The sequence below is a fragment of the Neobacillus sp. MER 74 genome, from assembly GCF_023714155.1.
The window spans coordinates 1-14,284 of record NZ_JAMAUV010000005.1 but is presented as its reverse complement, the minus strand read 5'-3'; the positions used below and the strand labels follow the sequence as shown (position 1 = coordinate 14,284).

General features: G+C 37.2%; 12 protein-coding genes and 1 rRNA gene. 9 read left to right on the top strand and 4 right to left on the bottom strand.

The annotated features are described in order from the left end of the window. Positions 1-16: 16 nt before the first annotated feature. The 3 genes from M3610_RS10630 to M3610_RS10620 form a co-directional block, all read right to left on the bottom strand. On the bottom strand, positions 17-1,090 hold the full coding sequence (locus M3610_RS10630) for an FUSC family protein (protein ID WP_251459030.1): 1,074 nt from the start codon (positions 1,088-1,090) through the stop codon (positions 17-19). A 168-nt stretch (positions 1,091-1,258) separates the two neighbouring features. Next, on the bottom strand, positions 1,259-5,728 hold the full coding sequence (locus M3610_RS10625) for a glutamate synthase-related protein (RefSeq protein ID WP_251459409.1): 4,470 nt from the start codon (positions 5,726-5,728) through the stop codon (positions 1,259-1,261). 318 nt (positions 5,729-6,046) lie between these two features. Further along, positions 6,047-7,342 (bottom strand): glutamate-1-semialdehyde 2,1-aminomutase, encoded by a 1,296-nt coding sequence (locus M3610_RS10620; protein ID WP_251459029.1) that lies wholly within the window; start codon positions 7,340-7,342, stop codon positions 6,047-6,049. A gap of 158 nt (positions 7,343-7,500) precedes the next feature. Between M3610_RS10620 and M3610_RS10615 the strand changes: the two genes are divergently transcribed. The 7 genes from M3610_RS10615 to perR all read left to right on the top strand — a co-directional run bounded on the left by M3610_RS10615 (position 7,501) and on the right by perR (position 12,464). Then, positions 7,501-8,508 carry an ABC transporter ATP-binding protein gene (locus tag M3610_RS10615; protein ID WP_251459028.1) on the top strand — a complete coding sequence of 336 codons (1,008 nt, stop codon included), beginning with the start codon at positions 7,501-7,503 and terminating at the stop codon, positions 8,506-8,508. After that, a complete protein-coding gene (locus M3610_RS10610; protein ID WP_251459027.1) occupies positions 8,509-9,300 on the top strand; it encodes an ABC transporter permease in 792 nt (263 codons plus the stop codon). A 9-nt stretch (positions 9,301-9,309) separates the two neighbouring features. Further along, a complete protein-coding gene (locus tag M3610_RS10605) occupies positions 9,310-10,095 on the top strand; it encodes an ABC transporter permease (protein ID WP_251459026.1) in 786 nt (261 codons plus the stop codon). A 74-nt stretch (positions 10,096-10,169) separates the two neighbouring features. Next, positions 10,170-10,565 (top strand): ion channel, encoded by a 396-nt coding sequence (locus M3610_RS10600; protein ID WP_306460612.1) that lies wholly within the window; start codon positions 10,170-10,172, stop codon positions 10,563-10,565. A 79-nt stretch (positions 10,566-10,644) separates the two neighbouring features. Next, the gene (gene bcp / locus M3610_RS10595) at positions 10,645-11,115 is read left to right on the top strand and encodes a thioredoxin-dependent thiol peroxidase (RefSeq protein ID WP_251459405.1); all 471 of its coding nucleotides are present in this window, start codon (positions 10,645-10,647) and stop codon (positions 11,113-11,115) included. 249 nt (positions 11,116-11,364) lie between these two features. Beyond that, positions 11,365-11,919: a cob(I)yrinic acid a,c-diamide adenosyltransferase gene (locus M3610_RS10590; RefSeq protein WP_251459025.1), complete on the top strand. Its 555-nt coding sequence runs from the start codon at positions 11,365-11,367 to the stop codon at positions 11,917-11,919. A 107-nt stretch (positions 11,920-12,026) separates the two neighbouring features. After that, a complete protein-coding gene (perR, locus tag M3610_RS10585; protein WP_026564336.1) occupies positions 12,027-12,464 on the top strand; it encodes a peroxide-responsive transcriptional repressor PerR in 438 nt (145 codons plus the stop codon). A 91-nt stretch (positions 12,465-12,555) separates the two neighbouring features. Here perR and M3610_RS10580 read toward each other — a convergent pair whose 3' ends face one another. Further along, positions 12,556-12,897 (bottom strand): YgzB family protein, encoded by a 342-nt coding sequence (locus M3610_RS10580; protein ID WP_098576222.1) that lies wholly within the window; start codon positions 12,895-12,897, stop codon positions 12,556-12,558. 151 nt (positions 12,898-13,048) lie between these two features. Here M3610_RS10580 and M3610_RS10575 point away from each other — a divergent pair, with 151 nt between their 5' ends. Next, a complete protein-coding gene (locus M3610_RS10575; protein WP_251459024.1) occupies positions 13,049-13,924 on the top strand; it encodes a nucleotidyltransferase-like protein in 876 nt (291 codons plus the stop codon). Between the two features lie 264 nt (positions 13,925-14,188). Further along, positions 14,189-14,284, top strand: a 16S ribosomal RNA gene (locus tag M3610_RS10570); the annotation flags it as partial.

The window sequence follows — 14,284 nt, the reverse complement described above, 5'->3', positions numbered from 1 at the left end:
TTGCTTCGGTTTCTTTTTATAGAATGTCTTCTTCAATCGATACTTCATTATGATGATATGAATGAAAACTTGTAATTAAAGTATCTAAGTGTTCAACCTGTTCGCCATAATCGATAATCGAAGCTATGATTTGCATTGTATGAAATAAATGCGGCTGGTCATGCTCAGTAAATTTTTGTTGGTGGAGTAAAAACAAATCAAATAATTGCTTTTTATTTAAGCAAACATTATTTTCAGAATCAGTGGGAGAGGTTGGAATTTTACCAATGAATCTAAGCATAAGTTGTTCATGATGGTAAATGAGACAATCCAATTGTTCTTGTATGGCTTGCTGAAATGACGCTGGAAGATGTAATAATTCATTCTCAAAACGATGAAGCCTTTTTAATGTATCCAGTGCCTTCTTGGCAGCTGAATGCATTTGCCTATAGATAACAAGCTTACGTGATTTTTCTAAGCTCTTTTTCTTAAAATAGCTGCGTTCTTCTCTATACATCGTGTAAAACTGATTCATTTGAATAATATTCTCTTTTAATTTTACAATATCTGATTTTAGTAGATTATGATCAAAGTCATGACGTGTGCTTAACCGAATCCATCTAATGATTTCTTCAGTAGTGCTCGTCATTTTGAAGTAAAGTTTGTTTTCATACCTTGGAGGCATAAATAAAAGATTAACTATAAAGGCAGAAAATACACCAATCATAATGGTCGAAAAGCGGATTCCAGCAAATGGAATAAAATTTCCACCCGGGGTTTCCATTATCGAAATTAATGTAACAAGCGATAATCCAATTGTATTTTCAAGTTTAAGCTTTAAATTAATGGCAATGACAATAATTGCTGCTAATCCAATGACAATAATATGATTTCCTAAGAGAAGAACAAAAGCGACTGCGAGTAATGCCCCAATAAGATTTCCTTGAATTTGTTCAATAATCGTTAAATAGGAACGATAAATGGTTGGTTGAATCGCGAATATGGCGGCAATGCCAGCGAATACCGGTGAGGGAGAGTGTAACAACTGACCTAAGTAAAGTGAGAGTACAATAGCAATTCCCGTTTTTAATATGCGGGCACCTAACTTCATTCTAATTGGTTTCCTTTCAAAAGGTTTTCTTAAGCAAAATTTTACTATACATGGATTACCCCATATTATCAAGAGATATCAAATGAATTTTTTTGATATTTGTAAAAAAAAGTTGGAATAAAAAACGTCCGCTAAAAAAGCGGACGTCCTTAAACTTGTTTCTATAAATCATTCTGTAGATACAGATGGATCAGCTTGTTCTTTGACAGGAAGTACTTGCACAAAGTGATTTTCAACATTCGTTAGTAGTGCACGAAGTTGCTGTGCTTCCACTGTCTGACCATTCTGTTCGAGCAGGTCAGTATATTTACCTAAAAGTTCGTTAATATCCTGTTTGCCCTTTTCATTTAGATCAACAATTGAAACTTTTGCACCTTTAGCAATTCTTCTCTGAATGGCTTCTTTAGTTAATCCCATTTCTGGCTGCTGACGAATATAAACAACCCCGCCTGTCATTCCTGCGCAAATCCATGGACCTGGGTCACCGAGTACAAGGCCGCGGCCATTTGTCATATATTCAAAGGCAAACCCTTTGATATTTGCATTTGAACCGATATTCCCACCTTCATTTTCCGGAAGTGGCTTTTTAACTGTACCACCGATGATTAAATCTGCACCAGAAAGTCGTATTCCGGCTCTTGCGTCTGCATTTCCTTGCGCGATAAGAAGTCCCTTTTGAGCACCATAGCCGAACCCTTTTCCTACCGAACCATTATAGTATTGACCATTCTTACCTTTTGATTTCAATATTTGGATATTCCCACCAAAGGATGTTTTTCCAACGCCGTCTTGACCGCCGCCATTAACAGTGATTTCGATTCCTTCACTATTATAGGCACCTAAGCCATTTCCAGGAATGGAACCGTCTTTATAATTAAGCTGAACCGATGGTAACTGCTTATAAGAACCATCTAGTCTGCCGCGGACACGGTGACAAGATACACGACTTCCAAGTACTCGCTGTTCGGATGTAACACTAGTAAATTCACGAGAAGAGTGTAATTGATCCACACTGCCATCTAAGTACTCTGCTCCGACAGCTACTTGCATTTGCACCTCTTCAATTGATTTTGACGCTTCTGTTTTAGCAAATTGGCTGATTTCTAATGGTTTTAGCAAATAAGAGAGGCTAAGTTGACCCTGGCCTTTCATTTGCTCTAATAAATCAGAACGACCAACTGCATCTTGTAGATTGCGAACTCCAATTGAAGCCGATAGACTCTTTAATTCTGTTGCAAATGCAGTAAAGAGATTCATTATTCCTTGTACAGCTAAATCTAATTGTCTTGGCACAAAACGTCGTAGACCGTGTTCTTTTGCCTGTGCTTCTGATTCAATTTGAGTGGCAATACCGACGTGACAAGTATCTAAATGGCAGCCACGGCAGGTCGTACAACCAATTGCCAGCATCGATAATGTCCCAAAGCCAACACGGTTAGCACCAAGGAGCATAATTTTCATAACGTCCATTGCACTTTTCATACCGCCGTCAGCCCAAAGTTCTACTTTGTGACGAAGGCCGCTTTCAAGCAGGGCATTATGGGCAGCTTTTACGCCAATTTCAACTGGTAATCCAACATGCTGTAGTGCGTGAATTCTTGCAGCACCTGTTCCGCCATCGAATCCGCTCAAAGTGATAATATCTGCTCCTGCTTTTGCAATACCAACTGCAATTGTTCCAATGTTCGGTACAACAGGGACTTTAACTGCAATTTTTGCTTGATCATTTGCCGTCTTCAATTCTAAGATCATTTGCGCTAAGTCTTCAATTGAGTAGATATCGTGATTGTTAGATGGAGAGATCAAATCGGAACCTAGGGTTGCATTACGTGCTTCAGCAACCTTTGCTGTAACCTTCGAACCTGGAAGATGACCACCTTCACCAGGCTTTGCCCCCTGACCAATTTTAATTTCTAATAGGTTAGAAGAGTTAAGAAGTTCAGCATTTACACCAAATCTTCCTGAGGCAATCTGCTGACCTCTTGTTTTTGGATACTTACCGAGCATATCTTTAATTTCTCCGCCTTCACCATTTAAGCTAACCATATTTAAACGGTCTGCACCTTCGGCATAGGCTCTGAATGCTGTTTCATTCTGAGAACCAAAGGACATGGAAGAAATAATGAACGGTAAATCATGGTCACCGACACGAAGGTCGACATCTTCTGGTACTAACTGTTTATTACTTGGTTTAAGCTGAATTAAATGACGGATCGTTGTTGGATTCTCTGTTTCTTGTTCGGTGATTTTATCACGATAAACATCGTAATCCCCAGTAGATGCTACTTCACCAATTGCCTTCCAAATCCGTGGGAAGAGATGGAAAGTCTTTCCGACTCTTTCCTTTTCATTGTGATAATCTTCGGCTCTTGATAAAGCATCAAGTTTCATTGCTTCAAAATCAGTTTCAAGTTCTTTCGAACCAAAAAAGTTAACAATGTTTAATAGATTGGCAATATCCTCATGTAAGCCGATACTTGAGAATAATCGGCCGTATCCGCGTAGTTCATGAATACCAATTGTTGAAATTACTTTTTCTAGCCCTTTAGTAAGTGCACTATAAAGGTTTATTAGAGGTTTTGATGTCTCGTCAAGAACCGTTAGGAACATATAGTAAGGGCTGATTAAGTCTGCACCTAATCCGAATGCCGTAATGATGTCATGAAGTGAACGAATTGCAGCAGAACGTAGGACTAAAGAACATTCTCTTCTTATTTCTGCTTTAACAAGTGCCTGATCAATGACTGAAGTTACTAAATGCGGATCAATCCAATAAGAATCTTCCTGATGTGCTTTTGCATCATCAAGAACAAGTAAAGTTTTTCCTGCTTGAACTGCCTGAACGGCTTCATTTGCAAGTCTTTCTAACGCTTGCTCTAGTTTTTCTTCTTTACTGAATGTAGCAGCAATAAAAGTTACAAGCTTCCGTGCCTGAAAATGAGAGACAACTTGATCAAAACTTGGTTGATTTAAACTCTCAGATAAGTCATAGCCTGCTTTCCCTTCCAATAATAAAGGGGTAGTTAATTCAATAACTGTTTCGCTATGTTCTTTATTGAATAGAGTTGGACGCTTTCCAATAATGACACGTGTTGAAAAATGTTCAGTCTCACGGTCCCGGTCAATTGCAGGATTCGTTACAACCGCAACACTTTCTTTAAAATAATCAGCAATATTTTTTCTTTCTGGATTAAGTGCAGCTAGTGGTGCATCATGACCAAGAGATCGAATTGGTTCCACACCTTTTTCCGCCATTTGTTCGATTAATTGAATATGATCTCGTTCCCAGCCAAATGCTTTATATTGTCCATTATGGATTTTGTCAGGATATGTCATCGTAACTGTTTTTCCTAATGAAGGAGGTAGCAAACGAGCCCTAACTTCACTAATATTTAGCTTTTCAGAAAAACGGGAATAGACTTCAGTTTGAAAACGATCTTGCTCAAAAACCTCCAGCGTTTCACCATTCCATTTAAAGCCAACCTTTTCACCTGGTGCTAAAGGCTTTGGTTCGTTAACATATTCGCTCGAAGAAATGATTCCTGGTTCAGAGGAAAATAAATAAGAGCTTTCTGTCTCGAGCATCCACAGCGGACGGAGTCCTAGTGCATCAACACTAAATACGGCTTCATCACCATATCTTGAAATAATCCCTGCAGGACCTTGAGCAAAATGCCCCCATGCTTCTCTTAGGTAAGTATATAAATCTTGAAGATTTTCAGGATATGCCTTAATTTCATTGATAATTGGCGGGAATAATACATCGATTGCTTCAAATAATGAAAAACCTTCGCGGCAAATTAATGTTTCCATTGTCCGGCTTAAATCTTGAGAGTCACTGCCATCTTTGACAAGGGGTACACCAATCATTCTTGCTTCATCTCGAAGTTTGGCAATGGTATTAATTTCTCCATTATGTCCAAGAACACTAAATGGCTGTACTCTGAAGAAGCTTGATAAAGTATTTGTAGAATAACGATTATGTCCAAGTGTCATGGTTGAAGCCACAAGTGGATTCGCAAGGTCATGGTAGAAACGTGGGAGAATATCTCCTGCACCCATTACCTTGTATACGACATGGTTGTGACTTAATGAAGCAACATGAACTTGATCATTTGATTCAAAATCAATTAATACTTCGAAAAGGCTCTTGGTTAATTCTTGGCCAGTTATTGAAGAAAGACAGGCAAATTGCCAGAAAATAGGGTTTTCCTGGATGGCGATTGGGCCAAGTGCAGAAGAATCCGTTACTTGATCTGATTCAAATACTACATCAAAGCCGTATTTCTCTAGCTTATTAAGTAATTCCTGTTTGGTAGTTTTCCAGTTTACTTTTTGACTAATAAAAACATGCCCAACAGCAAATTCTTCTTTTTCAGCAAGTGTTGGTTCTTGACCTGCTTGAAGCAATTTTTCTTTCCAAAGCTCCACTGGGATATCGGTATGAATGCCGACACCGTCGCCTTCACCATTTATAAATCCAGCGCGATGATTCATGGTCACAAGCGCGTCTATACAATCAAATATATTTTTTCTAGTTGGACGCTTAGATTTTTCAAGACATGCAACGATTCCGCAAGCATCATGTTCTTGATTGTGGAAATCTTTAAATAGGGAAGGGGTCCATTTTTGTGTCATCATATTAGGCTTTAGCAGTAATCTACTAAGGCCATTCACCTCCTATGAAACTAAAAGTTTAAGTATAAATTCGTGGTTGTGTATTCGTTTGTCACTTTAACGGGGTATATAGTTAAAGGATAAATTAAAAAATTAGTAATTTAATAGTATCATAAGAATTTTCAGAAATCAAATAAATATACATTATTTTGGATAAGAAAATAGTGGATAAAAGGCACTGATTTGATTAGTGAATATGTTAATGTAAACGTTTTCAAAGGGTTTAAAAGAATAAAAGGAAGTGATTTCCACTTCCTTTTGTGCATAAAAATTGTATATTTATTCGTTCGAGAGTAAAGAAAATGCATTTCTTACTGCATGTAAAGTAGCCTCAATATCCTCAACTGTATGTGCGATTGTTAAAAACCATGCCTCATATTTGGATGGAGCAAGATTTATGCCTTGATGGAGCATATGCTTAAAGAACTTTGCAAATGTTTCTCCGTCTGTATTTTCTGCTTGAACATAGTTTTCAATTTTTTCCTTTGTAAAATAAATAGTTAGAGCACCTTTCAATCGATTGATTGTTATGTCGATATTATATTCTTTCGCAGCCTCTAAAATCCCATTCTCAAGAAAGGCACCTAAACGGTCTAGATAATCATAAATTCCTTCTTGTTTTAGGACTTCGAGACAGGCAATTCCAGATAGGATGGATGCTGGATTTCCTGCCATTGTTCCTGCTTGATAGGCGGGGCCCAGCGGGGCAACTGTTTCCATAATTTCCTTCCGTCCACCATACGCGCCAATTGGAAGACCGCCGCCAATGATTTTTCCAAGGACGGTTAAATCAGGTTCGATTCCTAATAAATTTTGGGCACCACCGTACATAAACCGAAACGCTGTAATGACCTCATCATAAATCACAAGCGCACCTGTTTCGTGGGTTAAGTCATTGACCTGCTGTAGAAATCCAGGTTTTGGTTCGACGATCCCGAAGTTTCCGACGATGGGCTCCACTAATACAGCAGCAATTTGGTCCCCCCATTTCTCTAATGCTTCTTTAAATGGTTCAATATCATTAAAAGGTACTGTTATTACTTCTTGTGCAATACTTTTTGGGACACCTGCAGAATCTGGTGTACCTAATGTAGATGGACCGGAGCCTGCCGCAACCAGGACAAGGTCAGAGTGACCATGATAACAGCCTGCGAATTTAATGATTTTATCCCTTCCAGTATAAGCCCGGGCAACGCGTATTGTTGTCATGACAGCTTCTGTCCCAGAGTTTACAAACCGAACTTTTTCCATCGAAGGAATGGCTTCTTTCAACATTTTTGCAAATTTAACTTCATGTGGTGTGGGTGTTCCATATAATACACCACTTTCTGCGGCGTGTTTGATTGCTTCAGTAATGTGGGGATGGGCATGACCAGTGATAATTGGCCCATAGGCAGCTAGATAGTCAATATATTGGTTTCCGTCCACATCCCAAAAGTATGCCCCTTGAGCCCGTTCCATTACAACGGGTGCTCCGCCGCCTACGGCTTTATAGGAACGTGATGGACTGTTTACTCCGCCCACAATATGTTCAAGTGCTTCATTATGTAATCTTTCTGAATTAATAAATTTCATATATTTCCCTCCTTCAATTACTTCTATCCCATTTTAGCACTTTTTCAGCTAATTTTTGTCTGTTTAACTATTCGGATATTTCATGAATGCGTGCTTGTTGTTTTATCAATCTTATTTGGCTAAACTAAATTTCTAGGTCATTGTTTTGGGGGGAGAAAATGAATAATGTAATAGAAGTTAATAATTTGCGAAAAGAATTTAAGGCATATTCCAGCCGAACTGGTTTAAAAGGAGCATTTAGGGATTTATTAACAAGAAATTATAAAATTGTTCCTGCCGTTAATGATATTAATTTCTCTGTGAAAAAAGGTGAAATGGTAGGTTATATCGGTGAGAATGGCGCAGGAAAATCAACCACCATTAAAATGCTGACCGGAATTTTAACTCCGTCATCAGGAGAAATCGTGGTAAACGGGATGAACCCGCATAAAGAACGAGAAAAATTTGTCCAGACAATTGGGGTTGTGTTCGGACAACGGTCTCAATTGTGGTGGGATATCGCCGTTCAAGAATCCTTTCGCCTCTTGAAAAAAGTGTACAAGGTGTCCGATGAAGATTATAACAGCCACATGAGTCATGTGATTCGCACGTTAGATATCGAACCGCTGCTAGATAAACCAGTAAGAAAATTATCGCTAGGTCAGAGAATGAGATGCGAACTTGCTGCTGCACTCATTCACAATCCGCCATTATTATTTTTGGATGAACCAACGATTGGATTAGATGTGCTTGTAAAGCTGAAAATTCGTGAATTTTTAAAAGAGATTAACGAGAAATATCAGACTACGATCCTTTTAACTACACACGATTTAACAGATATTGAGGCATTGTGCGAGCGAGTAATCATGTTAGATGAAGGTAAGGTCATATATGATGGGGCATTAAAGAATCTTCAGGAGAAATGGGGGGAAGGGAAAGAGATTCAATTTCAGTTTCTTGAACATGTCGAACTGTCTGCTGTACATCACCTCACCAGTGAAATTCCTGTAAAGTGGGACCTGGACGAAAAAGAGCAAATCTTTACGGCTACGCTGGAAGATAATGATGAAGTTATTTCTCAAGTCATAGCCAAGTTGGTAGCTGCTATTAAAATAAAAGATATCAAAATAAATGAAACGTCGACGGAAGAAATTATTCGAAATATTTATGAAAAGGGTGCGGTATAAGTGGATAAATACCTTGAGATGATTAGAATCCGCTTTTTAATGATGCTTGCATACCGGACCAATTATTACACGGGAATTTTAATCTATAGTATTAATATTGGTGCCTATTATTTTCTATGGTCTGCGATTTACGGGAATAAAGAGCAAATTGTTGGTCTTTCAGTTACGCAGATGACCACATATGTTGCTGTTTCCTGGATGGCCCGTGCCTTTTACTTTAACAACCTTGATCGTGAAATGGCCCTGGAAATTATGGAGGGTAAAGTAGCAGTTGAATTAATTAGACCCTACAACTACTTGGGGATGAAAGTTATGCAAGGGTTAGGGGAAGGGATTTTCAGGCTATTCTTTTTTTCGGCACCGGGGTTGATCATCGTTTATTTTGTCTTTCCAGTTAAATTTACGTGGGATCTAAGTGTGTGGGGATTGTTTGCCATTTCCATTTTGTTGAGTTTCTTTATAAATACGGAGTTGAATTTACTAACAGGAATTACTACTTTCTTCATATATAATAATTCTGGGCTGATTCGAGCCAAACGTGTTGTCATTGATTTGTTCTCTGGGCTGTTACTGCCGATTAGTTTTTTTCCGGGCTGGGCCCAGGCTGTGATGAAATATCTTCCCTTTCAAGGAATTAGTTATTTTCCGAGTATGATTGTGACCAAAGGTTTTTCTCAAGCACAGGCCATTGATGCAATCACTCAACAATTTGTTTGGGTAATACTGTTATTTTTTCCAATCCAAATTCTTTGGTCCTTGGCAAAGAAACAATTGATTATTCAAGGGGGGTAAGAGTTAGAGTTGTTCTATATTTCGATGTTTTTTCAATACCTATCACAGTATTTAAAAACGAGACTTCAATATCGAGCCGATATTATTGTTGAATTTTTCTCAGATCTATTATCACAAGTGATAAATTTAATTTTTATATTAGTTGTATTTGGTCATACCAATTTACTCAATGGCTGGAGCAGGGATGAAATCATCTTTATTTATGGATTTTTTCTCGTCCCATCTGCTGTTTTTTCTGCATTTTTTAACATTTGGGATTTTAATGAACGGTATATCGTGAAGGGGGAATTGGATCGAATCTTAACCAGACCTATCCATAGTCTCTTTCAAATCATCCTTGAGAGGCTTGAACTAGAGTCCTTATTAGGAGCTCTTACAGGAATTGCTGTGATGTTTTATGCCGGAAACCGACTGGATCTTTCATTGCATTGGTTTGATCCATTTCTATTTATCCTTTTTGTCATTGGTGGGGCACTTGTTTATGGAGGAGTTTTCATCATGATTGCCTGCATTAGTTTTTGGGCAGACGCTCGTACGTCGCTAATGCCCATGATGTACAACATTAGCAATTATGGCAGGTACCCAGTAAATATTTACAATAAACTCATTCGATTTGTCTTAACATGGGTGCTGCCATTTGCCTTTGTTGGTGTTTACCCCGCTGCCTTTTTCCTTGGCAAAAAGGAATGGTTTTGGTATTCATTTTTAACACCTGTTATTGGTGTTGTTTTCTTCCTCATTGCTGTAATGATTTGGAATCAAGGTGTAAAGAAATATAGAGGAGCAGGGAATTAGTTTTAACAGATATTTTATTGTCCAAGCTAGCATAGAAATAAACTACAAAAAGTAAAATTTTGAGGTGGTTTATTGTGTTTTTTTTCTTGCTTCCAATTGTTATTTTTTGCATCTTCATGAGTTTAAGAACGCTTTTTATTCCTAATACAGTTAAAGATAAGTTAGTATCCATTGATAATTTTTTGTATTTAGGCTCAGTTTATTTGACGGTTATTCTTGGCTTTGGACTTATTTATTTACTTTTTGAGTTAATTGGCATGTCCTTACTAATGGAAGTTAATAATCAAGATAACAGGAATATTTTTGAGACTAGTTTTTATTTTAGTGCGATGACCTTATTTTCAGTCGGAAATGGTGATGTCATTCCACAGGGGATAGGCAGGATTATTACAGTAACAGAGGCGTTGATTGGATATACATTACCGGCAGCTTTTGTAGCTCGAGTTATGTTTGACCGGGAAACATTATAAGTGATGCAGGATAGTTGTTTTATATGGGTGAATTTTGTTACGCTTACCTAAAGGAATTATTATATGGGAGTGGTAAATGATGACGGTTAAAATTGGAATGCAAGTACCAAATTTTGAGTTAGAGGCCAATAATGGCGAGACAGTAAATCTATCAAATTTCCGAGGCACAAATATCGTTTTGTATTTTTATCCAAAGGATATGACGCCAGGATGTACTACAGAAGCATGCGATTTTCGAGATCAAATTCAAAAATTTACTGAAGTGGATGCAGTTATTTTGGGGGTAAGTCCAGACCCAGTTGACCGTCATCAAAAATTTGTCGAGAAATATGGATTGCCTTTTCTTCTTCTAGCAGATACAGAACATCAATTAGCAGAAAATTTCGGAGTGTGGAAGTTAAAGAAAAACTTTGGTAAAGAATATATGGGAATTGAAAGGTCTACATTTATTATTGATAAGGAAGGCAAGCTCGTGAAAGAATGGAGAAATGTCAAAGTCAAGGGTCATGTTGATGAGGCTTTATCATACATAAGGGAGCAGCTCAGCTAATTCCTTAACAGAAGCCTATTTTGTTAAGGGAAGGCATTTGTCCAATGCAAGTTACGTCAGATTGAATATCCTTTTATTAGGGCATACCTCCTCAGATAAATTTTGGGTCCATAGTGGCCCTTTTTTTTATGGAGATACAAAGGGTTTTTATATTTTGAGTTTTCTAAATATAGTGACAGGTGTTATGATGAAAAAAATGCTCGCATAATAATGCCTTGTAGGCGCTCTTATTAACAGGGGGTTTAATAAATGAAAATTTACTCTAAAACTGGTGATAAAGGAACAACTTCACTAATATACGGAAAAAGAGTGGCGAAAAACGATTTACGTGTGGAAGCATATGGCACTTGTGATGAAACCAATTCAATGATTGGTCTTGCTCTTAGCTATTTAAATAAGGAAAATTTTCAAGGGAAAGAAATAATTGATACTATATATCATAAAATACAAACAAATCTCTTTCATGTAGGTGCAGAACTGGCCACCCCAAAAGGAATGGAAGTGAAGTGGGCACTTGCTTTATCAGATGTTGAAGAATTGGAAAAACAGATTGATGAATGGAATGAGGCAATTCCAGTGTTAACAAATTTTATCTTGCCAGGGGGACATCCTGCAGGTGCTGCTTTCCATGTGGCGCGAACAACAGCAAGGAGGGCAGAAAGATGCGCTGTTGGATTAGGTGAAGAGGTTAATCCACTTGTATTAGCTTATTTAAATCGACTTTCCGACTTATTGTTTGTAACTGCACGCTATGTAAATTTTCAATTAAGTGCATCTGAACAAACATTACATGGAAAAGGATAATAAACATTATTTGTTAATAAGATAACAATATTGACAAAAGTACATTTTACTTAGTAAAATTAATTATAACAATTATAAAGTAAGAATATTTTTTAGAAAGAAGGTGCATGGCGATGAATCAGTTAAAAGAAGCGTTGGATACCTTAAAGGAAACAGGGGTACGCATTACTCCACAACGTCATGCGATACTTGAATATTTAATAAACTCGATGTCACATCCTACTGCAGATGATATTTATAAAGCCCTTGAAGGAAAATTTCCGAATATGAGTGTGGCGACGGTTTACAATAATTTGCGAGTATTTCGTGAAGTAGGTCTTGTGAAGGAACTGACATTTGGGGATGCTTCAAGCCGATTTGATTTCGTTACATCTCATCATTATCATGTCATCTGTGAAAAGTGTGGAAAAATAGTTGATTTTCTATATCCAGGCTTAGATGAAGTGGAGCACCTAGCTTCCCATGTAACAGGTTTCAAAGTTGAAAACCACCGTATGGAAATCTATGGTTCCTGTCCGGAATGTGCAAGTAAAGAGGTTCATTAACCTTAAAGTAGCAGATTTTTGTGAATAAAGAAGGAAGACTTAACCACAGTAGCTTTTTAGCAAAATGGTTTAGTCTTCCTCTTTTATTTTCTTATTTTTTATTATATGACTCGTCAAATTCCTTGCCTACTAGATTAGGATCAAGGGTTAATGGTTCACGACAATACATACACATATCCACTCGACCAAGCATTTTCGTATGCTTTCCGCAGTTAGGGCATGTTACTTGGATAGTTTTTGTTGATAGCATACCAATCCAAAAATAAACAATAGTACTTGCGATAATAAAAAGAAGGCCCAAAATCATAAAAATGGTCATAATAAGTGGAGAAGTTCGAAAAAAGATCCCGCCATACATAACAATGAAACCTATAAAAATTAATGATAATGCAAAGGTACGAATTTTATTTATTTTACTCGAATATCTTGCCATGTTACTCCCTCCTAGAGAAACTATACCATAATTATGGTAAGAAGGAAAAAGCAAGGATGAGAAATGTCGAAATTTGTCTCCGAAGAAAGAAGGAGATTTGTTATCATTGTCGAAGTTATATTGCTACCTGAAAAAAATGGAGGAATAATAGATGGAAGATATCCTTCGGCCTATTTATCAAGAACGGGCGAGCCAATTGAATACTCTTGGAGTATTGATGGTAGAAAAAAAACAAAAGTTAAGTCATATAACAGATTCATTTGATGTAATCTTGTTAGTCCTTGTCAAAGAAGCAGAGCAGCCCCTATTTATTAAGCATTATACCTACCACGATAAAAAGGCAGCCATGCATATCATCACGGAAGAGCAGTTGAATGAATGGATTTTATTAGGATCGAATCGGAAAATATTTGAATGGCTTTATGAGGCCAAAATCATTTTTGATCGGAACGAATATGTAGCCAATTTAAAAACAGAATTGCGTGATTTTCCTTTTAATGGGCGCAAAATAAAAATAGGTTTAGAATTTGCAAAATTGATTCGACGCTATGTGGATGGAAAAGCTTTATTTGAAAGTCATCAGTTTTTAGATGCCTACAATTATGTTGTTCATTCCTTGCATCATCTTGCAAGGTTAGCTGTGTTAGAAAATGGGCTTCATCCAGAGTTAACGGTTTGGAATCAAGTAAAACAGATAGAGCCTGAAATTTATAAATTATACGAGGAACTTGTGTATAGTGAAGAAACGCTTGAAAAAAGACTCGAACTATTATTCCTTGCAAGTGAGTTTATGATTCATTCAAGAACTAAAATGGGGACAGGTCATTTTTTAGAAGTACTTAGCAGCAGGGAAGTTTGGTTATTCAATGAAATTATGAGTGAACAGGAATTAATTCCTTACTCTGTTGACCTGGGAGTATTACTTGAATATTTAATTGATAAACATTTAATCGATGTAGTGAATATAGAGACAAAAGGCCAGGGTGTTTTTCATAGAGGTTATCGTCTTAATAAAAAATTATTGTAAAAAAGAATAAAAACGTATTGACCTAATAAGGAATACTTGGTATATTAATAACCGTCGCTGCAAGACATTGAAAAAATGTTTTCGTAAGTGGCGGTTAAAAAGTTATTGACAGTTTTTAATAACTTATGTTATATTAATAAAGTCGCTTCTGAGCGATGATAAAATTGTTCTTTGAAAACTAAACAAACAAAATCGTGCAAACAAACAATAAATTTTAGCTTCTTTTAAGAAGTTAAGCCAACGTAACAAATGAGCTAATCAACTTTCTTGGAGAGTTTGATCCTGGCTCAGGACGAACGCTGGCGGCGTGCCTAATACATGCAAGTCGAGCGAGACTCTTCGGAGTCTAGCGGCGGACGG

Coding starts and splice junctions, on each gene's coding strand:
- M3610_RS10630 (WP_251459030.1), bottom strand. CDS start 1,090: ATGAAGTTAGGTGCCCGCATATTAAAAACGGGAATTGCTATTGTACTC.
- M3610_RS10625 (WP_251459409.1), bottom strand. CDS start 5,728: ATGACACAAAAATGGACCCCTTCCCTATTTAAAGATTTCCACAATCAA.
- M3610_RS10620 (WP_251459029.1), bottom strand. CDS start 7,342: ATGAAATTTATTAATTCAGAAAGATTACATAATGAAGCACTTGAACAT.
- M3610_RS10615 (WP_251459028.1), top strand. CDS start 7,501: ATGAATAATGTAATAGAAGTTAATAATTTGCGAAAAGAATTTAAGGCA.
- bcp (WP_251459405.1), top strand. CDS start 10,645: ATGACGGTTAAAATTGGAATGCAAGTACCAAATTTTGAGTTAGAGGCC.
- M3610_RS10590 (WP_251459025.1), top strand. CDS start 11,365: ATGAAAATTTACTCTAAAACTGGTGATAAAGGAACAACTTCACTAATA.
- perR (WP_026564336.1), top strand. CDS start 12,027: ATGGCGATGAATCAGTTAAAAGAAGCGTTGGATACCTTAAAGGAAACA.
- M3610_RS10580 (WP_098576222.1), bottom strand. CDS start 12,897: ATGGCAAGATATTCGAGTAAAATAAATAAAATTCGTACCTTTGCATTA.
- M3610_RS10575 (WP_251459024.1), top strand. CDS start 13,049: ATGGAAGATATCCTTCGGCCTATTTATCAAGAACGGGCGAGCCAATTG.